Source organism: Bacillus sp. MUM 13, assembly GCF_001866725.1.
Classification (GTDB): Bacteria; Bacillota; Bacilli; order Bacillales; family DSM-1321; genus Peribacillus.
Window position 1 is genome coordinate 1 of the sequence record NZ_MLYQ01000097.1, and the last position, 24914, is coordinate 24914.

Annotated in this window: 25 protein-coding genes and 2 tRNA genes; 2 read left to right on the forward strand and 25 right to left on the reverse strand. The window is 42.5% G+C overall.

The annotated features are described in order from the left end of the window. Positions 1-322 precede the first annotated feature (322 nt). The 19 genes from lysS to spoIIE form a co-directional block, all read right to left on the reverse strand. Entirely contained in the window at positions 323-1804 is a 1482-nt protein-coding gene (gene lysS, locus BIV59_RS18800) for a lysine--tRNA ligase (protein ID WP_071352995.1), read from the reverse strand. Positions 1805-2002: 198 nt separating this feature from the next. Then, entirely contained in the window at positions 2003-3001 is a 999-nt protein-coding gene (gene dusB / locus BIV59_RS18805) for a tRNA dihydrouridine synthase DusB (RefSeq protein WP_071352996.1), read from the reverse strand. Positions 3002-3033: 32 nt separating this feature from the next. Continuing rightward, complete coding sequence (locus tag BIV59_RS18810; RefSeq protein ID WP_071352997.1) at positions 3034-3246, reverse strand: helix-turn-helix domain-containing protein; 213 nt, start codon at positions 3244-3246, stop codon at positions 3034-3036. After that, positions 3198-3731 (reverse strand): 2-amino-4-hydroxy-6-hydroxymethyldihydropteridine diphosphokinase, encoded by a 534-nt coding sequence (gene folK / locus BIV59_RS18815; protein ID WP_071352998.1) that lies wholly within the window; start codon positions 3729-3731, stop codon positions 3198-3200. The genes BIV59_RS18810 and folK overlap by 49 nt, the downstream gene beginning before the upstream one ends. A 1-nt stretch (position 3732) precedes the next feature. Further along, complete coding sequence (folB, locus tag BIV59_RS18820; protein WP_071352999.1) at positions 3733-4092, reverse strand: dihydroneopterin aldolase; 360 nt, start codon at positions 4090-4092, stop codon at positions 3733-3735. Then, positions 4085-4930 carry a dihydropteroate synthase gene (folP, locus tag BIV59_RS18825; RefSeq protein WP_071353000.1) on the reverse strand — a complete coding sequence of 282 codons (846 nt, stop codon included), beginning with the start codon at positions 4928-4930 and terminating at the stop codon, positions 4085-4087. The genes folB and folP overlap by 8 nt, the downstream gene beginning before the upstream one ends. Further along, the gene (gene pabC, locus BIV59_RS18830) at positions 4914-5810 is read right to left on the reverse strand and encodes an aminodeoxychorismate lyase (RefSeq protein WP_071353001.1); all 897 of its coding nucleotides are present in this window, start codon (positions 5808-5810) and stop codon (positions 4914-4916) included. Before pabC ends, folP begins: the two co-directional genes overlap by 17 nt. A gap of 35 nt (positions 5811-5845) precedes the next feature. Continuing rightward, positions 5846-6445, reverse strand: a complete 600-nt coding sequence (gene pabA / locus BIV59_RS18835; protein WP_071353002.1) for an aminodeoxychorismate/anthranilate synthase component II — start codon at positions 6443-6445, stop codon at positions 5846-5848. A gap of 3 nt (positions 6446-6448) precedes the next feature. Beyond that, positions 6449-7873, reverse strand: a complete 1425-nt coding sequence (locus BIV59_RS18840; protein WP_071353003.1) for an anthranilate synthase component I family protein — start codon at positions 7871-7873, stop codon at positions 6449-6451. A gap of 338 nt (positions 7874-8211) precedes the next feature. After that, positions 8212-9135 (reverse strand): cysteine synthase A, encoded by a 924-nt coding sequence (gene cysK, locus BIV59_RS18845; RefSeq protein ID WP_071353004.1) that lies wholly within the window; start codon positions 9133-9135, stop codon positions 8212-8214. Positions 9136-9290: 155 nt separating this feature from the next. Next, a complete protein-coding gene (locus BIV59_RS18850) occupies positions 9291-10184 on the reverse strand; it encodes a peptidyl-prolyl cis-trans isomerase (protein WP_071353005.1) in 894 nt (297 codons plus the stop codon). Between the two features lie 20 nt (positions 10185-10204). Further along, positions 10205-11083, reverse strand: coding sequence for an Hsp33 family molecular chaperone HslO (hslO, locus tag BIV59_RS18855; protein WP_071353006.1), 879 nt, complete (start codon positions 11081-11083; stop codon positions 10205-10207). 19 nt (positions 11084-11102) lie between these two features. Continuing rightward, positions 11103-11885, reverse strand: a complete 783-nt coding sequence (locus BIV59_RS18860) for a type III pantothenate kinase (RefSeq protein WP_071353007.1) — start codon at positions 11883-11885, stop codon at positions 11103-11105. A 155-nt stretch (positions 11886-12040) separates the two neighbouring features. Continuing rightward, the gene (gene ftsH / locus BIV59_RS18865) at positions 12041-14095 is read right to left on the reverse strand and encodes an ATP-dependent zinc metalloprotease FtsH (RefSeq protein WP_083392260.1); all 2055 of its coding nucleotides are present in this window, start codon (positions 14093-14095) and stop codon (positions 12041-12043) included. A 122-nt stretch (positions 14096-14217) separates the two neighbouring features. After that, positions 14218-14760 (reverse strand): hypoxanthine phosphoribosyltransferase, encoded by a 543-nt coding sequence (gene hpt / locus BIV59_RS18870; protein WP_071353049.1) that lies wholly within the window; start codon positions 14758-14760, stop codon positions 14218-14220. Between the two features lie 2 nt (positions 14761-14762). Then, complete coding sequence (gene tilS, locus BIV59_RS18875; protein ID WP_071353008.1) at positions 14763-16184, reverse strand: tRNA lysidine(34) synthetase TilS; 1422 nt, start codon at positions 16182-16184, stop codon at positions 14763-14765. A 122-nt stretch (positions 16185-16306) separates the two neighbouring features. Beyond that, positions 16307-17299, reverse strand: coding sequence for a protein kinase domain-containing protein (locus BIV59_RS18880; RefSeq protein WP_481747450.1), 993 nt, complete (start codon positions 17297-17299; stop codon positions 16307-16309). Beyond that, complete coding sequence (locus tag BIV59_RS18885) at positions 17265-18002, reverse strand: vWA domain-containing protein (protein WP_071353009.1); 738 nt, start codon at positions 18000-18002, stop codon at positions 17265-17267. The genes BIV59_RS18880 and BIV59_RS18885 overlap by 35 nt, the downstream gene beginning before the upstream one ends. A 97-nt stretch (positions 18003-18099) precedes the next feature. Next, positions 18100-20574 carry a stage II sporulation protein E gene (gene spoIIE / locus BIV59_RS18890; RefSeq protein WP_071353010.1) on the reverse strand — a complete coding sequence of 825 codons (2475 nt, stop codon included), beginning with the start codon at positions 20572-20574 and terminating at the stop codon, positions 18100-18102. 323 nt (positions 20575-20897) lie between these two features. Here spoIIE and BIV59_RS18895 point away from each other — a divergent pair. Both BIV59_RS18895 and BIV59_RS18900 read left to right on the forward strand, forming a co-directional pair. Then, positions 20898-20971 (forward strand) — tRNA-Met (locus tag BIV59_RS18895). Positions 20972-20981: 10 nt separating this feature from the next. Then, positions 20982-21053 (forward strand) — tRNA-Glu (locus BIV59_RS18900). A gap of 149 nt (positions 21054-21202) precedes the next feature. On the opposite strand, the gene BIV59_RS18905 is transcribed toward BIV59_RS18900, so the two are convergent. The 6 genes from BIV59_RS18905 to yabN form a co-directional block, all read right to left on the reverse strand. Further along, a complete protein-coding gene (locus BIV59_RS18905) occupies positions 21203-21652 on the reverse strand; it encodes a S1 domain-containing RNA-binding protein (protein WP_071353011.1) in 450 nt (149 codons plus the stop codon). A gap of 79 nt (positions 21653-21731) precedes the next feature. Beyond that, positions 21732-22097: an FtsB family cell division protein gene (locus BIV59_RS18910; RefSeq protein WP_346417434.1), complete on the reverse strand. Its 366-nt coding sequence runs from the start codon at positions 22095-22097 to the stop codon at positions 21732-21734. 39 nt (positions 22098-22136) lie between these two features. Then, entirely contained in the window at positions 22137-22769 is a 633-nt protein-coding gene (gene yabQ, locus BIV59_RS18915) for a spore cortex biosynthesis protein YabQ (protein WP_071353013.1), read from the reverse strand. After that, positions 22766-23074, reverse strand: a complete 309-nt coding sequence (gene yabP / locus BIV59_RS18920; RefSeq protein ID WP_071353014.1) for a sporulation protein YabP — start codon at positions 23072-23074, stop codon at positions 22766-22768. Before yabP ends, yabQ begins: the two co-directional genes overlap by 4 nt. A gap of 80 nt (positions 23075-23154) precedes the next feature. Then, complete coding sequence (locus BIV59_RS18925) at positions 23155-23418, reverse strand: RNA-binding S4 domain-containing protein (RefSeq protein ID WP_071353051.1); 264 nt, start codon at positions 23416-23418, stop codon at positions 23155-23157. Between the two features lie 21 nt (positions 23419-23439). Continuing rightward, positions 23440-24909: a bifunctional methyltransferase/pyrophosphohydrolase YabN gene (gene yabN / locus BIV59_RS18930; RefSeq protein ID WP_071353015.1), complete on the reverse strand. Its 1470-nt coding sequence runs from the start codon at positions 24907-24909 to the stop codon at positions 23440-23442. Between the last annotated feature and the right edge of the window lie 5 nt (positions 24910-24914).

Below are 24914 nucleotides of genomic sequence, written 5' to 3' on the forward strand. Positions count from 1 at the left end.
CAGTTTTCAAAGAGCAATTATTTTTGAAACAACTCATTTATCTTATCACTTATCATTACCTTAAGTCAACAACTTTTTTTAATTTTTTTCAAAATCTTAAAGTGTTTGAAACTTGTTCGTAACAACAGATATAAATATAACACCATAATAAAAAGTGCGCAATACCTTTTCGTAAAAACTTTGCTAAAATAATAAAAAATATTCATTTCATACTTTTTAAGCAAAGTTTAGTACCTCTTATAAACAAATAAAAAGACCAATTCCTTTATGTCCGCCTGCCAAAACCTGCGGACGGACTGTAAGAATTGGTCTTTTTTACGTTTTAACGGTGGCGCATAAGCGGGAACAACAGCACATCACGGATGGAAGGAGAATTCGTCAATAGCATAACTAAACGGTCTACTCCTATTCCGAGTCCGCCCGTTGGCGGCATGCCATATTCAAGCGCTTCGATGAAGTCTTCATCCATTTCATGCGCTTCATCATTGCCCTCTTCGCGTTCTTTTAATTGAGCTTCAAAACGCTGGCGCTGATCAATCGGATCATTCAGTTCTGTAAATGCATTTGCATGCTCACGGCCGACAATGAATAACTCAAATCGGTCTGTAAATCTTGGATCTTTTTCATTTTTCTTTGCCAGAGGAGAAATCTCTACAGGATGGCCGAAAATAAATGTTGGCTGAATCAGCTTTTCTTCCACAACCTGCTCGAAGAATTCATTAACGATATGACCAAACTCCATATTAGCTTTCACTTCAATGCCGTGATCTTTGGCAAGCTGATGCGCTTCTTCTTTGGTCATTTCTTTCCAGAAGTCAACACCTGTGTATTCTTTAACAGCATCGACCATGTGAAGTCTTTTCCATTCAGGCTTCAGGTCGATTTCGTTTTCTCCGTATTGAATGGTAGTAGAACCAAGTACATTCTCTGCGATATGTGCAATTAAGTTTTCAGTAAGGCTCATGATATCTTTATAGTCTGCGTATGCTTCATATAACTCAATCAAAGTAAACTCAGGGTTGTGTCTGGTGGAAACTCCTTCGTTTCTGAAAACACGGCCGATTTCATATACCTTTTCCAGGCCGCCGACAATAAGGCGCTTCAGATGCAATTCAATGGCAATCCTCAAATTCAAAGGCATATCAAGTGCATTGTGATGTGTCAGGAATGGACGGGCAGCCGCTCCGCCTGCAACAGAATGAAGCAACGGGGTTTCTACTTCTAAATATCCGTGGTCATCAAGATAGCGGCGCATAGCCTGTACAATCTTACTGCGCATAATTAGCGTGCTTTTGCTTTCTTCGTTCGTAATTAAATCCACATATCTCTTGCGGTAGCGTTCTTCCACATCTTTGAGGCCATGGAATTTATCAGGAAGCGGGCGGAGTGCCTTGGTAAGGAAAACAAATTCCTTAGCTTTAATTGAAAGCTCGCCGACTTTTGTTTTAAATACCAATCCCTTAATACCCACTAAATCTCCAAGGTCGGTTTGTTCAAAAAGTTTATATTGCTCTTCCCCCACTGCATCAAGACGGACATAGATTTGAATCTGGCCGCTAATATCCTGAATATGAGCAAATCCCGCCTTGCCTTTTCCGCGCTTCGTCATGACACGTCCAGCAATAGTTACTTCTATATTTTTTTCATCCAGGTCTTCTTTGCTTTCTTCTCCAAATTCTTTCACGACTGCCTCAGTAAGGTGAGTACGTTCGAATTTGCTTCCGAACGGGTCTTTTCCTTCATTGATTAAAGCCTGCATTTTTTCCCGTCTTACTTTGAGCTGGTCGTTTAATTCTTCGCTCATTTATAATCATCTCCATCTTGTTATTCAAAACTTATATATAAGTGAAATTTGCATCCTTACTTATTTTCACACAAAGTAAAGTAATCGAACAGTACTTTAGCCCAAAAATCCGGTTCTTACCCTAAATAAAAACTGCCAGAGAAATCTGGCAGTGATTGTAAGCGTATTATAGGTAAAAAGGACAACCCATGTCAACTTTTATACAACTTGAACGTTTTGTTCAGCAGCTTCCACTTCATCGACAAGAGTGTATAAAAGTGTATGGACATCTTCCCGCGTGTTGCATTCGTTAATGCCTTTTCTGGCTTTTCCATTTCCGCGCACGCCTTTTAGGTACCAGGCGGCATGCTTACGCATTTCGCGGACTGCAATATATTCATTTTTAAGTGCGATCAGGCGATCCAGGTGCAGCATACAGACATCCATCTTTTCGCGCACGGATGGCTCATCAACCGTCACTCCTGTTTCAAGGTACTTCACTGTACGGTAGATCATCCACGGATTTCCGAGTGCCGCGCGGCCTATCATGACTCCATCTGCACCTGTTTCTTTGATCATTCTTTCCGCATCCTGAGGAGTTTCCACATCTCCGTTGCCAATGATAGGGATATTCACAGAGTTCTTTACTTCGCGGATTATATCCCAGTTTGCCTTCCCTTCATACATTTGCACACGGGTGCGCCCGTGAAGAGAGACGGCTTTTCCGCCAGCACGTTCGACAGCCTGGGCATTCCGCACTGCATAAATGTGGTCTTCATCCCAGCCCATACGCATTTTTACAGTAACCGGCTTATCAACAGCATCTGTTACAGCCGATACCATTTCATATATTTTATCCGGATCCAGAAGCCATTTGGCGCCCGCATCACATTTTGTGATTTTCGGAACCGGGCAGCCCATATTAATATCAATGATATCTGCTGTTGTGTTTTTATCTACAAACTGTGCAGCTTCTACAAGGGTTTCTTTTTCTCCTCCGAAGATCTGCAGGCTCAGGGGTTTTTCTCTTTCGTCTATATATAGCATATTCATTGTTTTCGCATTTTGAAGTACGATTCCCTTATCACTGACCATCTCAGCACAGACCAAGCCTGCGCCGAATTCTTTTACTGTGAGACGAAAAGCGGAGTTGCAAACACCAGCCATCGGAGCCAGCACAACCCGGTTTTTCATTTCGATATCACCTATTTTAAACACCGTAAAGCCTCCTTGAACCTTAATTAAAGCTTCTATCTATCTTCAGGCGGTTCTAATTCCTCCAAGGATACATGGAGGTTATCGGCAACCTTCACTAAAAAGCTCTCAGTCGGTGTACGATTGCCCCTCTCCACTTCACCCAGCAATGAAACTGACACACCTAGTTCTTTAGCAAATTCCTCTTGTGTAAAACCTTTCAGCTTTCGAAAAGCGCGAATACGCCTTCCCCATTTTTCTGCTTCCATAATCGAACTCCTTCTTTATCCTTATCCTGCATATTATCAAGAATAACTCTTAAAGGGGTCTCCATCTTCGGCAGAGTGATGTGCGGATCTATTTCCAGCAATGGAATGATGACAAAGGCTCTATCTAAAATCCGAGGATGAGGAATAATAAGATCCTCTGTTTCAATATTTTCGTGATTATACAGTAAAATGTCAAGGTCTAAAGTCCTCGGCCCCCACCTGATTACCCTTTTTCTTCCAAGTTCTTTTTCTATTTGCAGACAATAAACCAATAATTCATCTGCTTTAAGCGAGGTTTCTGCTTTTATGACTGCGTTTAAAAAATCTTCCTGATCTAAAAATCCCACTGGATCAGTTTCATACAAGGAAGAACTGTCAACAACCTGTATTCCGCTGTGGTTTTGAAGAAGCCTTAAGGCGTCCGCAAAAATTTCTTTCCGATTTCCCATATTGGACCCAATAGAAATGTATACAATATTCTCCAAATCAGCGGCTCCTTGTAATTTCTACAGCTACTGATTGGTAATGCCCGGGTATCGGAGGATCCGGCTTGATGACTTTGACCGTGACAGACTGGATTTTAGGAAACTTTGACAGCATTTCTTTTGCAATGTTTTCTGCGATCGACTCCACTAGCTTAAACGTCTTGCCCTCCACAATATCCTTGCACACCTGATAGATCTCTCCGTAGTTGACTGAATCCTCAAGGCTGTCACTATTTCCGGCAGCGGATAAATCCGTTTCTGCCAGTACATCGACCGCAAAACGCTGGCCCAGCTTATTTTCTTCAGGAAAAACACCATGATAACCGTAGAATTCCATTCTATTTAGATAAATCTTATCCACTATATTCACCCTTTCCAACCAGAACATCCATCATTCTTGCCATCCTCGCCATTTCTTTGACATCATGCACCCTCACCATGTGGCAGCCTTGCTGAATGCCTGAGCAAACTGTAGCACCAGTACCTTCAACACGCTCTTCTGGAGGCAAGTCCAAAACCTTGCCGATCATGGATTTCCTCGATGTAGCAAGGAGGACCGGATATCCTAACGATACAAGTTTATCGAGATTTTGCATCATTTCCAGATTAAGAGCGAAGTCCTTAGCAAATCCGATACCGGGATCTAAAATAATTTTATCATCCCTGACTCCTTCTTTTTTCACTAAGGCAATGCTTTCAAAGAGGTCATTCCAGGCATCTCTCAAGAAATTCTTATACTCCATGTTTGGGCGGTTGTGCATCAGGATAATAGGAACACCGGCTTCAGCAGCCGTCCTGGCCATTTCAGAGTCTGCCTTTGCTCCCCAGATATCATTAATGATATGTGCTCCTGCATTTACCGACTCCCTGGCTACCCTGGATTTATAGGTATCTATGGAAATGGGGATATCGAGGTTCTTTGATATGGCTTCAATCACCGGCGCAACTCTTTCTATTTCCTCTTCATCGGTGATTTTTTTATAATTGGGCCTAGTGGATTCCCCGCCGATGTCAATGATGTCTGCACCATCCTCAAGCATCTTTTCAGCATGGAATAATGCAGCATCGACCCGATTATATCTCCCTCCGTCCGAAAAAGAATCGGGCGTCACATTCAGAATGCCCATAATTAATGTTTTCTTGCTGTAGTCCAGTTTATAAACGCCGCAATCAATGACAGTATTAAGATTCTTTTCCATGGTTCTCCTCCTGCATGCCTCTTAGCTGAGATTTACCAAATAGGTTTGTTTTGTAACGCTGATACTCTTTAAATAATACACGTGCCGCTTCACCGTTTTGCCCCGGAAAAGTTTTTAGGTTTTCAACATACGAAAAGGCCACGATTTCCTGTACCGAATTTGTATAAAAGAATTCGTCTGCTTCCAAAAGGTCCTCTGGAAGGAAGCGTCCCTCGGCAACAGCAAAGCCCATCTGTCCTGCAAGCTCGATTATCCACTGGCGGGTGATGCCGTTAAGAATTCCTGTATTTATCTCAGGTGTATACAAATGGCCTTCTTTAACCCAGAATAGGTTGGATGTAATCCCTTCTGCTATATACCCATTTTCTGTAAGGAAAATGCCTTCCATGTCTGCCTTATTTCCTATTTCCAGTTTTGCTTTTACATTATTTAGATAATGATGCGATTTTAAGCGGATTGACGTTTCGGGTGTGTTTCGCCTTGTTTGCAGGATGACACCTTTTTTAGCTTGAAGTTCACCCGCTGATACGGCCGGAGTCATCAGCATAATTATATTAGGTGAAGTGTACGGCACCGACTGCAGGCCAACCGGAGCCGCTCCGGCTGAAATATTAAGCCTCAATCTCGCATTTCTGCATGCATTGGCATGCATCAACCGATCAATTATGCTCATGATTTCAGCCCTTGTGCAGGAAAAATCAATATTCAGCTCATGCAGCCCTTCATTTATCCGATTTATATGGTCATCTAAAAGAAAAGGGTGGCCATCATATATGCGAAAGGTTTCAAAGAGGCCAAGCCCGTATAAAAAACCATGATCAAACGGAGAGATGGCCGCTTCTTTCTCATCTATTATTTCACCATTCATATACATATACATCAGCAGTTCACAGCTCCATTTCTTTTTTTAACAGGCTAAACCCTCATTGTATTGCCATCCTGCTGCTTTTTATAATGATCCAAGAAATTGCGCAGCAGCTTCTTTCCATGCTCAGTCATAATGGATTCCGGGTGGAATTGTACTCCTTCTAGCGGATAGGCAGTGTGGCGGATTCCCATAATTTCACCTTCCTCTGTTTCTGATGAAATAACAAAACAGTCAGGAAGCGTACTTCGTTCCACAATGAGTGAATGATAGCGTGTTGCCAAAAAGGAGTTTGGAATATCAGCAAAAATCGTTTTCCCGTCATGGAGAATGGGAGATGTTTTTCCATGCATCAGCCGTTCTGCCCCCATAACCGTTCCGCCGAAAACCTGTGCGATGGACTGATGGCCAAGGCACACGCCAAGGATGGGTATTTTGCCTGCAAAATAACGGATAGCCTCCATACTGATGCCAGCTTCGTCAGGGCTGCAGGGCCCAGGGGAAATCATTAAAAAATCCGGGTCCAGTTCTTCTATTTCGGACAGGGTGATGCTGTCATTTCTTTTTACAATCAGGGTTTCACCAAGCTCCCCAAGGAATTGCACAAGGTTATATGTAAATGAATCATAGTTATCTATCATGAGAATCATCAATTAATCCGCCTTTGTTAGGTATAATTCTGCTGACTCTATCGCTTTCCAGAGTGCCGCGGCTTTTTTTAATGACTCATTATATTCATGCTTAGGGTTTGAATCAATGACAATTCCAGCCCCTGCCTGGATATGAGCCATGCCGTCCTGGACAAATACTGTCCTGATCACGATATTTAACTCCATATCTTCCGAATAGCCAATCCAGCCGATCGAACCTGTATAAACCCCTCTTCTAACAGGCTCTAATTCTTCAATAATTTCCATCGTCCTGACTTTTGGCGCTCCAGTTATTGTCCCGCCCGGAAAAACCGCCTCTATAACATCGAAAGAGCTTTTCCCCTCAGAGATTTCGCCTCTGACATTCGATACTATATGCATGACATGGGAGTACTTCTCGATCACCATAAACTCATCAACATGAATGGAGCCATATTTACATACGCGCCCCATATCATTTCTTTCTAAATCAACAAGCATCACATGCTCTGCCCGTTCTTTTTCATTCTCTATCAGTTCTTTGGCCAGCTTCTCATCCTCTGCCTGATCAGCCCCTCTTGATCTCGTCCCAGCAATCGGTCTTGTACTAATTTCCTTACCTTTTCTTTTCACCAAAAGTTCCGGTGAACCGCATATAATCTGAAACTGGGGTGTGTGGATGTACGCCATATAAGGTGATGGATTAATTCTTCGTAAATGCCCGTACACTTCTATAGCCGGAACAGAAAGTGCCCTAGACTGCCTGACAGACAAATTAACTTGAAAGATATCACCCTGGGCAATGTACTGGCGCACCTTTTCAACCGCTTCTTTGAACTGCCCTTCTTGTAGAGAAACCTTCAATAAATCTGCTTCTGCGGCTGCGGTGCCTGCAAGTCTTTCATTGTCAACCGGCTTTACGGCAGAGGTCCATTGCCTTTTCATTTCTTCAAGTCTTTTGTCAGCATCCAGACTTTCTTCCTCACATGTGTACATAAACCAGAGCCGGCTTTTTTTATGGTCAAATACTGCAACCTCATCAAACACCAAAAAATACATATCCGGTGTGTTAAGGTCATCTTTTGCGGAATTTGGAAGATCCTCAATATAACGGGCATAATCATAGCTGATAAACCCCATGGCCCCTCCTTGAAAGTCGGGAAAATTTTTGTTTTGCTCTGCCTCGCGTCCTGCCATCCAATTCTTTAGGGTATCAAGGGGCTTTCCTGCTGCCCTCTCACTCGATCCATCTCGATAAAAGATGTCTGTCAGGTGATCTTTTCCTATTAATTCAGCAACATGATCAAGACCAGCCATGCTGAAGGAGCCGCCTCTTCCGCTCTCAAGCAAGACATGCCTGTCCCTTCCAGAAGATAAGGATTTATATGCTTCAAAAAACTGATTATAAGAAAACGGTATGTATGTTGCAAAAACCTTTCGTTTACCCATTTATTCATCCCTCATTTCATGCATCCTGTCCGCCAAGTCATTTTATGTCTCAGTAACATTTTTATATTCTCATTAAGTGTAATCATTTCTGCCTGAAAATTAAAGAACAAAAGCGGCGGGCAAGTGCCGGGAACTTTAAACACAAACTATAAATGCCGTATAGCGAAGTAAATCCAATGGGCAATGCCACAGTTAATCTGGTCTGTTGATTTCCTCTCCCGCCCCCTGAGGCCAAAATAATGAATGGCTTTCACAGAGCAAAAAAAAAAAGCCCCTAATGGAGCTTTGCTGTTTATGCGGAAATGATTAGCCCAGCCATAGGGCTTTTCCCAATTTACTTATTCGAAATTATAAAGAGGTGTGCTTAAATAACGCTCGCCATTGCTCGGAATAATGGCAATGACTTTTTTTCCTTTTCCAAGCTTCTTTGCTGTTTCCAATGCAGCATATATAGCTGCCCCAGAAGAAATGCCTCCAAGGATGCCTTCTTCTTTTGCCGCCCTGCGAGCATATTCAAATGCCTGGTCATTAGTAACAGTGATAACTTCATCATAAAGACTGGTGTTTAATATATCGGGAACAAACCCTGCTCCAATTCCCTGGATTTTATGAGGTCCTGGTTTTCCGCCTGATAAGACAGGTGAATCTGTAGGCTCTACTGCATAAATCTTGATATCCGGGAATTTTTCCCTAAGCACCTCTCCGGCACCAGTGATGGTCCCGCCTGTACCAACTGCGGAAATAAAGGCATCCAGCTGTCCGCCAGCTTGTTCTGCAATCTCTTTTCCTGTGGTATTTCTATGAATCTCCGGATTTGCAGCATTTTCAAATTGCTGCGGCATAAAGTATCCGTTTTCCCTGGCAAGTTCACTCGCTTTGCCAATTGCTCCCTTCATGCCATCCGGTCCAGGTGTCAGCACCAACTCAGCACCGTAGGCCCGAAGAAGATTACGGCGCTCAAGGCTCATTGTTTCGGGCATGACTAAAATCGCCCGGTATCCTTTGGCAGCTGCAACCATTGCCAAACCGATGCCGGTATTGCCGCTGGTAGGTTCAATAATCGTATCGCCTTCTTTAAGCTTGCCGCTTTGTTCCGCCGCTTCGATCATGGAAAGTGCAATCCGGTCCTTTACACTGCTTCCTGGATTCATATATTCCAATTTCAAATAAACATCTGCACTGTTTTCATCCGTCATTCTGTTGAGTTTCACCAATGGTGTCTGGCCAATTAAATCGATGATTGAATTTGCAACTCTTGTCATCTTCTCCACTCCTAATACCGACTATTTTTATTGGTTTTATATAAAATTTACATCCTTCCAATATAATTGTCAATATTTTTGAACTATTCGGATGAATTTAAAGCAACTAGTTTCATAACAATGTATTCTTTTATTTATTTTTTATACTGCGTACATTATTTATTTTTACCGTAATACCAATCTACCTTCATCTCATTCCAGAAGACCTTGCTTGATATCGGCATATTCAGCTGTTCTAGTGCTATTTGGCGTCTGATTTGCTTTTTAGATTCAGAGAAGCTGAATTGCTCACCTGAAATTTTTTCATGGAGATAAATAACAGCCCAGCCATCCTTCAATTTAATTGGCCTACTCCAGCTGTTATTCTTTAATGCTGCAGCGGCCTTTAAATATTCTTTAGGAGCCTGTTCATTGTCCGCTGATAAAAATCCCATATCTCCGCCCTGATTGGCTGTAAATTCATCCAGAGACTTCTCCATTGCTAATACAGCAAAAGTTGAACCGCCCTTCAGTTCTTTCCGTATTACGTTAGCCTGATGTTTAGAAGACACGATAATCTGCGAAAGATGATAGGCAGTTGGTATTTTATATAGTTCTTGGTTTTCCTCATAAAACTTCTTTTTTTCTTCTTCCGAAATTTTGACGTCCCTTGTGAGCAGCTCTTCAAGCAGTAAATTCGACTTTATCTGCTGCTTCCACTGCTTGGCACTTTTATTATTCTGTGCAGACGCTCCATACATTGTTTTCGTTACTTTATATTCTCTTTCGACATCATTATCCGTCACTTTTACCTTGTATTTCTCAGCAGCCTGCCGGATCACTTTATCATCCACAAGATCGCTTAATACTTCTTTTCCATAGCGATCCTCAAGCGCTTTCATCCATACAGCCCGCGAGATCTGGGTATCCCCTACTTTGGCAACCGCCTCATCTCCGCCAAAACCAGCAGTTTTGGCAGAGTCAAGCGGCTTTATAACAAAGACGAGGATAGTCACAACATTCAACAAGATAAGCCCGGCAATTATGGACCACAGCTGTTTATGAGACAACTCTATCCCCCCGTCAGGAATTATTTGACCTGTTCTGCTAGTTCTTCTAATTCTTCTTTAGAAAAATGATATTTTTCGTTGCAAAAGTGGCATTGCGCCTCGGCATGGCCGTCTGTATTGATGATATCCCGAATCTCTTCTGCACCCAGGCTGACCAGTGCATTTGAAATCCGCTCCCTTGAGCATTGGCACACAAATTGAACAGGCATGGTTTCAAGGATTTTTAAGTTATCTGCACCAAGAATTTTTTCGAGAATCTGTTCAGGTGAAAGACCTTGCTGTATCAATTTTGAAATAGGCGGAATGTTGTTCAGGCTTTCTTCAATCCGGGAAATGGTCTCTTCCTCTGCTCCCGGCATCAATTGAATAATAAAACCGCCTGATGCTAAAATGCTGTTGTCCGGATTCACCAGTACTCCAACACCTACAGAAGAGGGAACCTGCTCTGAATTCAATAGATAATAGGTAAAGTCCTCGCCAAGCTCTCCTGATACAAGCGGAACCTGTCCTGTAAAATGGTCCCTCAGGCCAATATCTTTTACTACAGTCAATAAGCCATCTGTACCTACAGCTTTCCTTACATCCAGCTTTCCTTTTTCATTTAAGTCGAAATGCGTCTGAGGATGTGTCACATATCCTCTCACTTCCCCATTGGCATTGCTGTCAACGAGAATGGCTCCTATAGGGCCTCCGCCTTCAATTTTCACAGTCAGTTTTTCCTCGCCTTTTAACATGGCTCCCATCATGACAGTCGCTGTCATGGCGCGTCCAAGTGCAGCTGAAGCTGTAGGCCAAGTATAATGGCGCCTTTGCGCTTCCCCGATAGTTTCTGTTGTTGAAGCTGCATAAGCTCGTATCTGGCCGTTAAATCCCAAGGCCTTAACTAAGTAATCACTCATATTTAATTGCCTCCTTCGTTTATTGCTGTTTAAAATGATCTCTGTTTCTTTTGTAAATAAGCTGAAGTCCTTTTAGCGTCAAAAATGGATCGACAATATCTATAACATCTGATTCAGAGGCAATAAGTCCTGCAAGTCCGCCGGTCGCAATAACTGTCGGGGAAACTGGGCTTTGCTCTTTGATTCGTGCTACAATCCCTTCAACTTGTCCTACATATCCAAACAGTATGCCAGCCTGCATGGCAGAAACTGTATTTTTACCGATAATATCGTCAGGTCTTGCAATTTCAATTCTCGGCAGCTTAGCAGCCTTTGAATATAGCGCTTCCGTTGAAATACCGATTCCAGGTGCTATGGCACCGCCCATATATTGTTTCTCTTCGTTAATATAACAATAGGTTGTAGCTGTTCCAAAATCCACGATAATCAGCGGGCTGCCATACTCCTGAATTCCTGCCACCGCATTAACGATACGGTCTGCTCCTACCTCACGGGGGTTTTCATACTTTATATCTAAACCTGTTTTCATCCCAGGACCCACTATTATAGGTTTAATCCGGAAATACTTTTTACACATTCTTTCCAGGGCAAACATAATCGGAGGCACTACAGAAGAAATAATAATTCCGTCAAATTCCTCAAAAGATAACTCCTCATGTTCCAAAAGGGACTTAATAATCATTCCATATTCATCTTCAGTTTTATGGCGATTGGTTTCGATGCGCCAATGATGTTTTAATGTTTCGTCATCATACACACCCAAAACCGTATTGGTATTTCCGACATCCAGTACAAAAATCATCGTTATCATCACTCCGGAAAATTATTCTCCAACATCATACCATAGAGTCTTTAGCTGCGCTATTAGTCCAGCTTACTGATAGATCCCTGTTACTCAGTTTCCCCTAAATAGAGAAAAGGTATTTCCTCTGAAGGAAATACCTTTTCTTGAAAAAATTAAAGTTTCTTTTCATCATCGTCATTCGGGAATGAGAATGGTTTATCCTGAGGATGTCCTTCTTCAATTGGCGGAGTTGGGATTTTATCATCCGTCACTTCAACTAAATCACCATTTGCCCGTTTATCCAAAGGTTTTAAAAGAGCTTCTTTTTCTTCTTTTTTCGGGTTTATTGTAACTTTTACATCGTCGTCAATGTTTCCATTAAGCGAGCTGTAATCACGTTTAGGCAATGTGCCATGATCATATAAATGCTTGATCTGCTCTGCATCTAATGTTTCGATCTCAAGCAGTGTCTTTGCGATAATATCCAGTTTATCGCGCTTATCTGTGATAATCTGCTTGGCACGGCTATAGGATTCTTTGATGATCCGCTGAATTTCAAGATCAATCTCATAAGCAATGGCATCAGAATAATTCTGTTCATTATTAAAGTCGCGCCCAAGGAAAACCTGTCCCTGTGACTGGCCAAACTGAAGCGGTCCAAGCTTGTCGCTCATTCCGTATTCAGTCACCATGCTCCTCGCAATGCCAGTGGCACGCTGAAAATCATTATGTGCACCTGTACTTACTTCGCCGAATACAACCTCTTCAGCAACGCGGCCTCCAAGAAGACCTGTGATCTTATCCAGCAATTCAGGCTTAGTCATGAAGAAACGATCTTCCTTAGGAAGCATAACCGCATATCCGCCAGCCTGGCCGCGCGGAACAATCGTAACCTTATGGACAATTTCAGCATCATCCAGGACTAGCCCGATGATTGTATGTCCAGCTTCATGGAAAGCCACGATATTTCTTTCTTTCTTGGAAATAACCCTGCTTTTCTTGGCAGGACCGGCAATAACCCGGTCAGAAGCTTCATCAAGGTCGGACATGTCAATTTTCTTTTTGTTCTGGCGCGCTGCAACCAAAGCAGCTTCATTAAGAAGGTTTTCAAGGTCTGCACCAGAAAAACCTGGAGTCCTCTGGGCAATTGCCTTCAAATCAACGTTTTCCTGTAATGGCTTATTGCGGGCATGCACCTTAAGAACCTCTTCCCGTCCTTTTACATCCGGGCGCCCGACTGTGATCTGGCGGTCAAAACGGCCAGGCCGCAGCAATGCAGGATCCAAGATGTCTGCACGGTTTGTCGCTGCAATGATGATAATGCCTTCATTGCCGCCAAAGCCGTCCATTTCGACAAGGAGCTGATTCAGTGTCTGCTCGCGCTCATCGTGCCCTCCGCCTAAACCGGCACCGCGCTGGCGTCCGACTGCATCAATTTCATCAATGAAAATGATACATGGCGAGTTCTTTTTAGCATTTTCAAATAAATCACGTACACGGGATGCACCGACACCAACAAACATTTCCACGAAATCAGAACCGCTTATTGAGAAGAAAGGCACTCCTGCTTCACCAGCAACCGCTCTCGCAAGCAAGGTTTTACCGGTTCCTGGAGGTCCTACTAAAAGTACCCCTTTAGGAATACGGGCCCCAAGCTCTGCAAATTTACGCGGATCTTTCAGGAATTCGACAACTTCGACAAGTTCCTGCTTTTCTTCGTCAGCTCCTGCAACGTCATTAAAGCGAACCTTCTTTTTATCATCGTTGTACAGCTTCGCTTTGCTTTTCCCAAAGTTCATGACACGGCCTCCGCCGCCCTGAGCCTGATTAAGCAAGAAGAAGAACAGGATGAAGATAATGACAAACGGGATAATGGAAGTAAAGAAGGTAACCCAGCCGCTGGTTTCCTTTGCCGGCAGGACCTCAACTTTTACATCGCTTTTCTTTTCAGCCGCTTCAATGCGCGCCTGATTGTTCTCGCTGTCTGTTACATACGTTTGGAAGTAGGTGTTTTTATCATATCCGTCCAGCTGCCCTTTAACCTGGTATACATACCGTTCGGGCTGCATGGAAAATGATTTAACCTTTCCACTGTCCAAGTACTCAAAAAATTGATTTTGGGTTATATTCTTATTCGGCTCATTGTTATTATTAAAAATGCTTACAATACCAATAATGACCAAAAAGATAAGTAAATAAAATATGGTGTTACGGAAGATCCGATTCATCCCTTGCCTCCTCCCACAGGTAAACAAACTATAGTAAATACTATCATATTAAACAAATGTATTACAATTAATTTACACTGCTGTTTTATTCAGCCAAATTGCAGCAAAGCCAAAGGCCTGCATTACTTATTTTCGTATATTTCAGGCTTCAGCACCCCGATATACGGCAGGTTGCGATATCTTTCTGCATAATCAAGACCGTATCCGACAACAAATTCATCCGGAACGATGAATCCTGTATAATCCGGTTTCAGATCAGCCTTTCTTCCTGTAGGCTTATCCAAAAGAGTAACAATTTTAATGGTTTTTGCTTTTCTGTAGCGGAATAATTCCACCAGGTAGCTGAGCGTTAAACCGCTGTCGATGATATCCTCGATGATAAGGATATCCCTTCCTTCAACAGAAGTGTCCAAATCTTTTATGATTTTGACTTCCCCTGAAGAAACCGTTGAATTCCCGTAGCTCGAAACATCCATGAAATCCATTTCCAAATGTGCATCAATCCGCTTTAACAAGTCTGCCATAAAAGGCATGGCTCCTTTTAAAACACCAATGGCCAGCGGAAAGCTTTCGCTATAATCCTTTTCTAGCTGTGCCGCTAACTCTCTGATTTTCCCTTGAATTTCTTCCTCAGTAATTAGCACTTTTTCAATGTCATTTTGCATCGTCATTGTGATTGTTTGCCCCCCAGAAGATCTATGCTTGTATATTCTAAATAAATTAAAGACATTTCATCAGTTGCACCATCAAACTCCCTGTTCGACTTTTTAAGTCCAGGCAGCCAGATAATTTCCCCCGCTTGATCTGTTACGATCGGCCACGCATTACGTTGTGACATCGGAATCTTTTCGTTAATGAAAATATCCTTCAGCTTTTTTGTGCCTCCTGATCCCTTGACTGCCATCCTGTCTCCATTGCTTCTTGTCCGGGCAATGAGAGGAAGGCGCAGCTTGTCGGATTCGAAGATAAAAGAATGGTTTCCAATCGTTTTTGGAATTTCTTCTTCTATATATTGCGCTTTAATTTTATATCCATTCGGAAGAAAAGTATCACCGGGAATTTCCAGAACCACGGAATATTCAGGAGCCTGATTTGAAAAAAAACGAAAAAAGCAAGTGCCATAGGATTTTTCCGCAATCAGCCCTTCCGGAAGATGCAATTCAGCGGATGGGTGAGGATTTGAAAACAAAGCGAAAAGCTGGTCAATATGTAATGCTGAAAGCGATGAAGGTCTCTCTATATAAAGATAGTTTAATATTAGTTGAATCATCCTTCTTTGTAAAGGCTTAGGCACTGTGAAGAACTGCCTTATATCAACTGATGAAAAGTCCTGATTTTGTTCCAGCAGTATCGTGTCCAATTTATCCCTGGCCATATCCAAAAGAAACTGTTCATCATCATATATTTCTTCACTGAGCCGCTGGAAATGCTCATGGACTTTTGGGTTTTCTTTCTTCAAAAAGGGCAGCATCGAGTGCCTGAAACGATTTCTTGTATAAATGTCCTGTTCGTTGCTCGGATCGATTCTTGGCTCGAGCTCATGCCTCCTTGCATATTGCATAATTTCTTCCTTGGAAACCGCAAGGAATGGCCTGACAAGCTTTGCTTTTCCAAATGCCCTTATGACAGGTATGCCTCCCCTGGCCTTGCCTGTGGCTCCCCTAGCCATTCTCATCAGCATGGTTTCAATCTGGTCATCGGCGTGATGCCCTAGAACCAAAAGGTCCAGCTCATTCCTTCTAATTACTTCATCAAAAAAAGCATACCGTGCAGTTCTTGCTGCCAATTCAGTGCTTTCTCCTGTTTTTTGCATACGCACGGGGACATTGATCCTTTTACCCTCAAACGGAATGTTCCATGCTTTGCATATTCTCTTAACAAAGAGATAATCCTGATAGGATTCTTCACCTCTAATCATATGGTCAATATGAGCTGCTGTTAATTCAATTTCCAGCAGTTCTCTGACAGATTTTAAAAAGTGAAGCAGAACCAATGAATCCGGCCCTCCGGAGATGCCAACCAGCAGTTTCGATTTTTCGGGAATCAGGCGATGCTTGCTGATAGCCCCGAGGATTTTTTTCTCAAACATAATGATCTTCCTTTTCAGACCCCATATATCGTTCAATATGGGCTGGTCCTTATAATACGAGTAAAAAGCAAAATGGTTTCAAAATAAATAAATATTAACTGTGAAAACATCTTTTAACTATATCATAAGAATTGTTCGTAAATATAAAGAACATATAACAGTGAGACAACAGCAACCAGCAGGCATGTTTCAACAAATCCGCCTTTCCCTTTTTTGTTAGCTGCCCGTTTTCTTTTCGTCCTGGAGGATGCAGGCGGTTTCCCGGGTGAATTCACTTGTTTCTTTATTGCTGTGCCTGCAGTTTTTTCCCTTTGGCTAAGAATTCCGATTAGACGGTCCCTCATTTCTGAAGCAGCAGAAAACCTGCCGTGCAAAGCATCTTCTAGAATTGATTTGAGTGGGCGCAATTCTTTTTTTTGCATGATGGCCTCGCTTAGCTGTTTATACCCTTCTCCATTTCTTGAAAAACGTGCAGGATATGCCGAATTGATGATAATCATGGCCACAGCGAACAAATCATATTTGGGATCTGCTTTCCTCGACCCCAGCCCCCAATACCCGCGGTCAAAAAACTCGGTAAATTCTTTGATCGATCTCCCTTGTTTTGTTGTTCCTCCCACATCCACACAGCGTACTTTGCTTGAAGGAGAAGCTACAATCAGATTTTCTGGTTTCAAGTCGCCAAACACCCAGCCTTGTTTATGTAAGGATTCTAAACTTGCAAGAAGCTGCAGCATGAGAATGCCGGTCCATGACGGGCCTTTCTTTTGGATGAATTCCAGAAATCCCTCCCCCTTAATATACTCCATAACATAAAAAGAAATCGGCTTTCCGTTCTTCATCCAATCATCTGCCTCCACGAAGGAAGGCCCTAGAGCAGAGCCCTGGGCCTTGGAAAACTCTTTGAGAATATTCATCTCTGAAATAATGGATGCACCGTTATCACTTATCTTTAAAGCAAATAAGGTTTTATTGTTTTCAGCCAGATAAACAATTCCATTAGCCCCATTCCCTAACTCCCTTATCACCTTGTATTGGTTTTTATTCCATTTTCCAGTGATAATGCTCCCGGGCGGTATATTACATTGATTCCTCAAAGTATTGTTCATCATCATGTGATAACAAACCCCTTAATGAACGTTTTTTATTAAAGTAATCCAGCGCCTCCGCAATGGCTGGTCCTGTTGGTGTTATCCCTCCAGTTGTAAGCTTAGGGAATATTTTAGTCAGAACTTCTAATTTCGGAGTCCAATCCAGCAATTTTTCGACATCTTTCCTTTTCCCGGGAAATACGAAAACCGAAAACCGATTATCACCCATACGGGCATTCATGCTGAGGGATAGATCCAGAAGCGCATCTTTTACGGTCGGTAGCTTGTGCTTCATACTTGCGCTTGTATCGACAAGAATCAGCACATCCAGCTTGCTCGTTTCTCCTAACTCATCGACTACTTCCATCACTTCGCCGCGCTTGTCCGGAGAAAGATCCTCCATCGTGCTCGACTTCCCTAAGATTTGCTGAAGTTCTTTATTTACTACTCCCTGAATGGTTTGAGTCATTGCCTTTCGGGTAACCATTTGCACGGTTTGGGAAAGCTGCTGTGCGTAGACGATTTGACTGACCCCGCCTCCGGAAGAAGCTATAGCTTCTATTTCCTGCAAGCCCTGCTCATTAATCGTATCGTTCTCCATGACTCCTATAACATTTACAGTAATCCCCTGCTCGCGTGCAAGAGCAGCCATGGCAGCGGGGTCTTGTCCCTGGTTCGAACATCCATCGGTAATAAGCAATATCTGGCGTAAAGTTCCTAGTTCCATATGATTCTCCCTTCCTATCCAAATGTGTTACCATCTTCGACGAAAAAGAGAGAATTTATACTTCTATATAAACACCCTTAAGGGAGGCACCTTTATTTTACTGTGCTTTTTTTCTGCGGGGCTGAACCGGAATCGTAGCCCACTTTGGTGTGTTATGCTTAATTTTTGCTGTTACAATCGTCATATCGTCATCAATCATTCCCTTTGCCCGAATCACTTCCTCCAAAATCAAATCAGATATCTCCTGAGGATCATCTGTTTGAAGCTCCTTGATTTTCCTCTTCATCCAGAACTCGAAGTTTTCCACTAAATTAGGTCCTTCAAAAACACCGTCACTCATCATGATCAGGATATCTCCTGCTTTCAGTTCTTCCGTCACCACATCCACATCCAAATCTTGTATAATGCCCATCGGCAAATTGCTGGACTCTACCTTAATTAACTTATCACCTCTTTTAATATAGCTGGGAATGGAACAAATTTTTAAGAACCTGGCTTTGGCATCCTGCAGGTCAATCATCGCCAAATCTAATGTAGAAAAAATTTCATCTGTTGTGCGCAGTGATAATACAGAATTGACCGATTTTATGGCGATTTTCTCTTCAATTCCAGATACCAGGAATTTTTGGAGCAGTTTGAGGGTTTCCCTGCTTTCAAAGTGTGCACGCTCACCGTTCCCCATCCCATCACTTATGGCAATCGCATATTTTCCGCAGCCGATTTCCATTGTTGTGAAGCTGTCACCGGATACCAGCCCTCCGCCTTTAGCGGCATGTGCGACCCCTGTTTCCACCGTAAATTTCTTGGCTGAACGGAAGGTCACCTCACATTGTCCATCAGGATATTCAGAACATTCTTCCGTGTGGACAACAATTGTCTCGCCTAGGATGTCCGATAGCATGGGAGCAATCAATTTTTCAGCTTCCCCGCGTCCCTGGCAGTAGGGGATATTCATTTCTATATCAACATTTCCCTGTTCAAGACTATAAATTTCAATATTTCCTACATGAAGGCCAAAATCCTGTATAGCCTCCATGATCAGTTCTTCCTGCTGATGATGGTTCTGGCGCTCCCTTTGAATTTCTTTTGCAAAATCATCCATAACGGCAGATACACCCCGGAGCTGGTCAGCAACCAGTTTCCTGCTTTCATGCACCTGCTTCTTTAATTTCTGGTTTGCCTGGTAATACATCAGTTCTTGCGAAATAGCGGCAATAACCTGGGGGCTTTTGCTGCAGTATTTCCCCCATTCCCTTGCTGTATTCTGTGAGAGCTGGCCTTGGTTTTCGCTTAATTGCAGCATGATATCCTGCATTCCTTCATAGGTGGCATCAAAATTCTTTGTCCAGCATTGATCTTTTTTGAAGCATAGCTGGCACGTTTTTTCCGTTACGTTACTCAGGAAGTAATCCAGTTCCTTTTCATCTTCTTCATGACGGCCCCTTTCATCCATTTGGGTGAAGCTATTGGATAGCGCCTCAAAAACATTAGAAAATTGGGCAACCCGCTGAGCGGTTACATCCCTCACCTTCCTTGCATACTGCTGCTGTTCTGTGGAATGCTCTGCTGTTCCTGGAATATGCCTTGCGATGCCTGCAATAATCGCATAGGGAGTCAGTGTGAACAACAGAACTGCGATAACAGATTCATATAATGTAACAGTGACATTATTTGTCCCTTCTCCATATAAGCCAATCAGGAGAGTGGCAATCAGCAGGCCGAATGAAACACCTATTCTTTTGCCATCCTTCAGCAGGCCGCCAAGAAGGCCGGAAAATGCAAGCAGGCTCATCTGATACAGACTTGCTACACTTGCAAGACTGAAGATCAGCCCTGTCACTACACCCACTGTTGAGCCGATGGCTGCGCCCCCTGCCATGCCGAAGAGGAGGACAAGGTACCTGGACAAAACGTGTTCAACAGATAAACCATGAATTTTCCATCCGATTGTACCTGTCATTACGGAGGCAAGCAGGATTATGATGCAGACAATTTCTTCCGTTTTAAATGATTGGGTTTTTTTTCTTACTGCCAGTAAGGGGATGGACTGTATAAAGATAAGAGTCAAAATCATGGCAAGTCCGGCTTCTACACCTATCATCAGCCCATCATACAATTGAATGCTGCGGTGTATGATATACTGCTCTGCTATGTTAACGAGCGAAAGGGAAATGAAAACATATATGGACGTTGTTTTAAATTGTCCTTCCGTTCCCGGATTTTTCATTTTGATCATAAACATCAGCAAAAAGGACGATACTACTAATTTTATGCTATTTGATATGCCGACCGTAGCAGCACCTGCCAGTAATCCAATTAAAGCAAGCGGAGCACGGTCACGCCGCATTAAAAAAACGGCTGCAAAAAATGGAAGGCCAAATGGAGAAAGCTCTGAAAGAATAAGGGCCCGTCCCAGCAAAAAACCTATTATAGCCAAAGATATGCCTTTTTTCAGAAAAAAGTCTTCACTCTTCGCCTGCAGTTTATGGATCCAATTGATGGCCCCCGCCTTTGCTTCGTGTATATTTACATCAGCAATCGGCTCTATCATATTCCGTTCAATCTTTTCCATTTGTAACACTCCCCATTTCTTTTATTGTGTTTCATTATAAGTAAATGGTTTTTAATTTTTTGTCACAATTCTGAGTCCGCAAAAAAGAAATGTTCGACGTGATTCTCCCAGATGATTCATATCTATACATCATTCTGAAAGGAATGAGCTGATTTCAAAACACCCGTTCCCAGATTTCTGCTTAAAACCAATCTTTTTATCTGATTTTTGCACAAAAAACCAGGAATAAATTGAAAACTATAAAATACCGACAAATTATATTTTTTTATTGACATTTAGCCTTAAGGACGGTAAGATATAACTTGTGCTTTTGATAATATTATGGCGGCGTAGCTCAGCTGGCTAGAGCGTACGGTTCATACCCGTGAGGTCGGGGGTTCGATCCCCTCTGCCGCTATCCTCATTGCGGCCCATTGGTCAAGCGGTTAAGACACCGCCCTTTCACGGCGGTAACACGGGTTCGAATCCCGTATGGGTCATCCTTAAAATATGAAAAAGAAATCCCCGCTGCCTTACAGCGGGGATTTCTTTTTGGATCCAGTAAAGAAGACAGGCCCAGGAGTATGTCTCTATCTATAGGTAAATTATTCGCAGGGAAAATTGCCATAATCATATTTTCAGCAGCAGTTCAGCTCCGTCTTCCTCCTCTTCCTCCCCGCTTGGTTTCGGTGCTGCGTTTGAGGGAAGATAAACGGTCTTCACTATCTTTTAAGAAACGAGCCATTTTTTGTTCAAAGTTTTCTTTAGGCACAAAACTTCCTTTTGAACGGAAGTCTTTGGAACGATTGTCATTCCCTCTGCCTTGGCGGGGGCGCGGATTATAGGAAGATTGACCTTCTGGCTTATCTTTGGCTTTTTTTATGGAAAGTCCTATTTTTCCGTCTTTATCAACATTAATGACCTTAACTTCGACTTGATCGCCGACCTTAAGGTGATCATTGATATCTTTCACATAGTTATCGGCCACTTCGCTGATATGAACAAGCCCAGTAGTTCCTCCAGGTAATTCCACAAACGCTCCAAAATTAGTAATGCCTGTTACTTTACCTTGTAACTTGCTGCCTACTTCGATTGACATAAAAAAAATGCTCCTCCTTAGAAAAGTAAAAAATCAATATACCTTATATTATAGCGAACAGAAAAAAACAGTGTCAATATTAGTCACTGTCCTGATTTTTTTTCTTCGGAAGATTAAAAATGATTTCCCCTTTATCAGATAGGAAGTAATCACGTCTTGCCAATTTGGCAATATAATCATCATCATTCAGTTTTACAATCTCTTCACGAAGATCAGATTCCCGGCTTTTGAGAGCCGTAAGCTTTTTATGGACCACCGCTTTTTCCTGTTCCTTCTTATCTAATGCTGCAGCTTGGGTCAGGAGTGTAGTGATTGCCAGGACCGAAAGGATGGCTGCACAAACTGCATAAAAAGTGAGCCGGCGAATCAATCCTTTTCGCTTTCTCTCCACAGTTTGAACGTTCTTTTCTTGTTGGAAGACATACGGGGTTTCTAACTTAGCCACTTTCTTTTTCCTGAGGCTTCCCATTTTTATTACCACTCCTTATTCCTTTTTATTTCTCCATCGATGTAAGGTCCTAATTATAAACTTCTTTGTCCTGTCAGATAATCCTGTAACTATATTATAAGACTTCCCGACGTTATTTGTAACAAATTTCGGCAAAATATTCCATAATCCTTTCAATATCCATAAAAACGGCTTGAATATTATAAGCAAAATGAATAATACACTTTTGCAAAGCCCTTTTAAAAGTAAATAGACAGCTTTTCCAATTGCAAGGATCAAAAACAGAATGCTGGATAAAATCCATGTAATCGGCGAGATTATAAGTGCCTTAAAGGATTTCCCCGCGAACCGCGCCACTGAAACCACTGCAAAAATGAAAGCTTTGAGACCCCTCATGTACATACCCTTAAATAGACTTTGGTATGCAGCAAACCCGCACAAAAGTGCTAAAAATAAATATAGCCTAAGCTCACCCTCATTAACAGTAAAAAGAACATAAAATATGATTAGAGCCTGAACAATCCAGAAAAGAAAATCATTGATGAAGATTATCCATCCCTGTCGCTTGGACCTTTTCAGAAAGAGATTGTAAGTATCCAGGGCAGCCCCAAAGCAGCTGCCCATTCCAATCATTGCAATCAGTGTATAGAATTGGGTGGAAAGTGTCATTTGAACAGTTTGCCAAAGAATCCTTTAGCTTTCTCCCCTGATTGCTCATCTAAATAAATCAAATCAAAGATCTTTCCCTTTATTGATACAATTCCTTTATCCACGTCCAGGTTTTTCATCTGCAGGTTTTGGCCCCTTATTGACAGAAAACCCATGGAAGTCTCCAGCAAAAATTCCTCATTATCGAAACTTTCCACATGTTTTACACCAGTAATCTCCAGTAAGCGGCGGCCTCTCATAACTACATCATGTTCTGGTATGTTTCCTTTGGAGCTGTTTTGGGCTGGATCTAAATATTGGCTCATTTTCATCCCCCACATTAGCACAGTTTGTTCATATATATGTGCACCTGCAGGAAATTAGAACAAGCCTCATCAGCCATGATTCAATCCTGGGAGAGGTTTTCTTCTTTTATTACAGTATACATATCCGCCGCATCTTCTTTGCGGGTAGTTTCCTGAATTTTTTCAATCCGGACCGTTACACGCTTTTGGCCAAATTGCACTGCAAGCTCATCGCCCGTTTTTACATTGGAGCTGGCTTTTGCCTGCAGCCCATTGATGGATATTCTCCCTTTATCTGCTACTTCTTTTGCCAGTGTACGGCGCTTTATCAATCTTGAAACCTTTAGAAATTTATCCAATCTCATCGACATCTTTCCTCGCTCCTTTTATAGTCCTTTTGATTTTGCTTCATCCCAGTACCTGTCCAGCTCGGCAAGAGAGTAATCGGCGAATTGCTTATTATCACGCGCCACACACTCTTCTATATATGAAAATCTGCGGTAGAATTTCTGATTTGCTGCATGCACCGCTTCTTCTGCCTGAATACCATAAAACCTCGTAACGTTTACCAATGCAAAGAAGAGGTCGCCAAGTTCGTCTTTTATACGCTCCCTGTTATTAGCAACATACAGTTCGGCTTCTACTTCCTGTACTTCTTCTTTAACCTTGTCCCATGCTTCAGAAACCTGATCCCAATCAAATCCGGCATTAGCAGCCCTGCGCTGGTATTCATTTGCTCTGATTAAGTTCGGCAGTGCTTTTCCTATGTCATCAAGCAGGGAATTAGTTTTCGGTGCACTTTCTTTTTCAGCTTCCTTTATATCCTGCCAATTTGCCAGGACATCTTCGACTCCATTGACTTTCACATCCCCAAATACATGCGGATGGCGGCGGACCATTTTTGAGATCACCTCTTCAATCACGTCTTCGATAGAAAACATGCCTTCATCTTCGCCAATCTGCGCATGAAGCATGACCTGAAGCAGTACATCGCCAAGTTCGCCTATCATTGCTTCGACATCATCCGAGTCAATGGCGTCAATGAGCTCATAAACTTCTTCTATCAGGTAGGTTTTCAGGCTTTCATGGGTTTGTTTTTGATCCCATGGACATCCGCCGGGGCCTCTGAGCCTTGCAATGATTTGCTTTAGCTTTGAAAACTCACGGAATTTCTTCTCTTCTTCCTTCACTGGAGGTACATATACACTTGTCAGGTTGTTTAACTCCAGATGCCGGTCCAGTTCATACAAAACAGTCTTCCTGACTGATTCTTCTTTACTTCCCGCGGCCGTAACGATAAAAACCTCATGATCATCCGGCAATTTTTCCATCAGAGTCAATTTCACATCAGAAGCGACATATGCATCATATACCTGGCCAATGATCATATGCTGCCCGATATGGATTTGTTCCACTTTTAATGCCGTTCCATCCAGCAGCTGGAACCCTTCAATCGGATCAATTTTAACAGACTGGAAAAGGGCATCCAGAAAACTCTGGCCTCCGGAAACTGTAATCTTGATGCCTTTTTCTTCTCCCTTTTCCAAAAGGAGCTGCACCGTCTTTTCAGCGACCATCGGATGGCCGGGAACCGCATATAATACCGGTTCATTTTTTGCTTTATCCAGCAGTATGTCTGATATTTCCTCGTAAACCTCGCTGAACCCATCGTGCTTTTCATATACAGCATCAAAGCTTTCAAATGCCATCCCTTCAGATTGCAGTTCCCTGATAACAGGATGCTCAATCGTCCTGACATAGCACATTGAAGACTTCTTCAGTAATTTATAAACTCCTAAAGGAAGCTGATCAAGATCCCCCGCGCCCAATCCGATTATTACTATTTCATTTATCATAAAGA

Coding starts and splice junctions, on each gene's coding strand:
- yabQ (WP_071353013.1), bottom strand. CDS start 22,769: ATGACACTTTCCACCCAATTCTATACACTGATTGCAATGATTGGAATG.
- ftsH (WP_083392260.1), bottom strand. CDS start 14,095: ATGAATCGGATCTTCCGTAACACCATATTTTATTTACTTATCTTTTTG.
- BIV59_RS18840 (WP_071353003.1), bottom strand. CDS start 7,873: ATGGGTAAACGAAAGGTTTTTGCAACATACATACCGTTTTCTTATAAT.
- lysS (WP_071352995.1), bottom strand. CDS start 1,804: ATGAGCGAAGAATTAAACGACCAGCTCAAAGTAAGACGGGAAAAAATG.
- BIV59_RS18905 (WP_071353011.1), bottom strand. CDS start 21,652: ATGTCAATCGAAGTAGGCAGCAAGTTACAAGGTAAAGTAACAGGCATT.
- hpt (WP_071353049.1), bottom strand. CDS start 14,760: ATGCAAAATGACATTGAAAAAGTGCTAATTACTGAGGAAGAAATTCAA.
- hslO (WP_071353006.1), bottom strand. CDS start 11,083: ATGAGTGATTACTTAGTTAAGGCCTTGGGATTTAACGGCCAGATACGA.
- yabN (WP_071353015.1), bottom strand. CDS start 24,909: ATGATAAATGAAATAGTAATAATCGGATTGGGCGCGGGGGATCTTGAT.
- tilS (WP_071353008.1), bottom strand. CDS start 16,184: ATGTTTGAGAAAAAAATCCTCGGGGCTATCAGCAAGCATCGCCTGATT.
- pabC (WP_071353001.1), bottom strand. CDS start 5,810: ATGTATATGTATATGAATGGTGAAATAATAGATGAGAAAGAAGCGGCC.
- BIV59_RS18925 (WP_071353051.1), bottom strand. CDS start 23,418: ATGAGATTGGATAAATTTCTAAAGGTTTCAAGATTGATAAAGCGCCGT.
- cysK (WP_071353004.1), bottom strand. CDS start 9,135: ATGACAAGAGTTGCAAATTCAATCATCGATTTAATTGGCCAGACACCA.
- folP (WP_071353000.1), bottom strand. CDS start 4,930: ATGGAAAAGAATCTTAATACTGTCATTGATTGCGGCGTTTATAAACTG.
- BIV59_RS18810 (WP_071352997.1), bottom strand. CDS start 3,246: ATGGAAGCAGAAAAATGGGGAAGGCGTATTCGCGCTTTTCGAAAGCTG.
- spoIIE (WP_071353010.1), bottom strand. CDS start 20,574: ATGGAAAAGATTGAACGGAATATGATAGAGCCGATTGCTGATGTAAAT.
- pabA (WP_071353002.1), bottom strand. CDS start 6,445: ATGATTCTCATGATAGATAACTATGATTCATTTACATATAACCTTGTG.
- BIV59_RS18860 (WP_071353007.1), bottom strand. CDS start 11,885: ATGATTTTTGTACTGGATGTCGGAAATACCAATACGGTTTTGGGTGTG.
- BIV59_RS18880 (WP_481747450.1), bottom strand. CDS start 17,299: ATGATGATGAACAATACTTTGAGGAATCAATGTAATATACCGCCCGGG.
- BIV59_RS18885 (WP_071353009.1), bottom strand. CDS start 18,002: ATGGAACTAGGAACTTTACGCCAGATATTGCTTATTACCGATGGATGT.
- yabP (WP_071353014.1), bottom strand. CDS start 23,074: ATGAGCCAATATTTAGATCCAGCCCAAAACAGCTCCAAAGGAAACATA.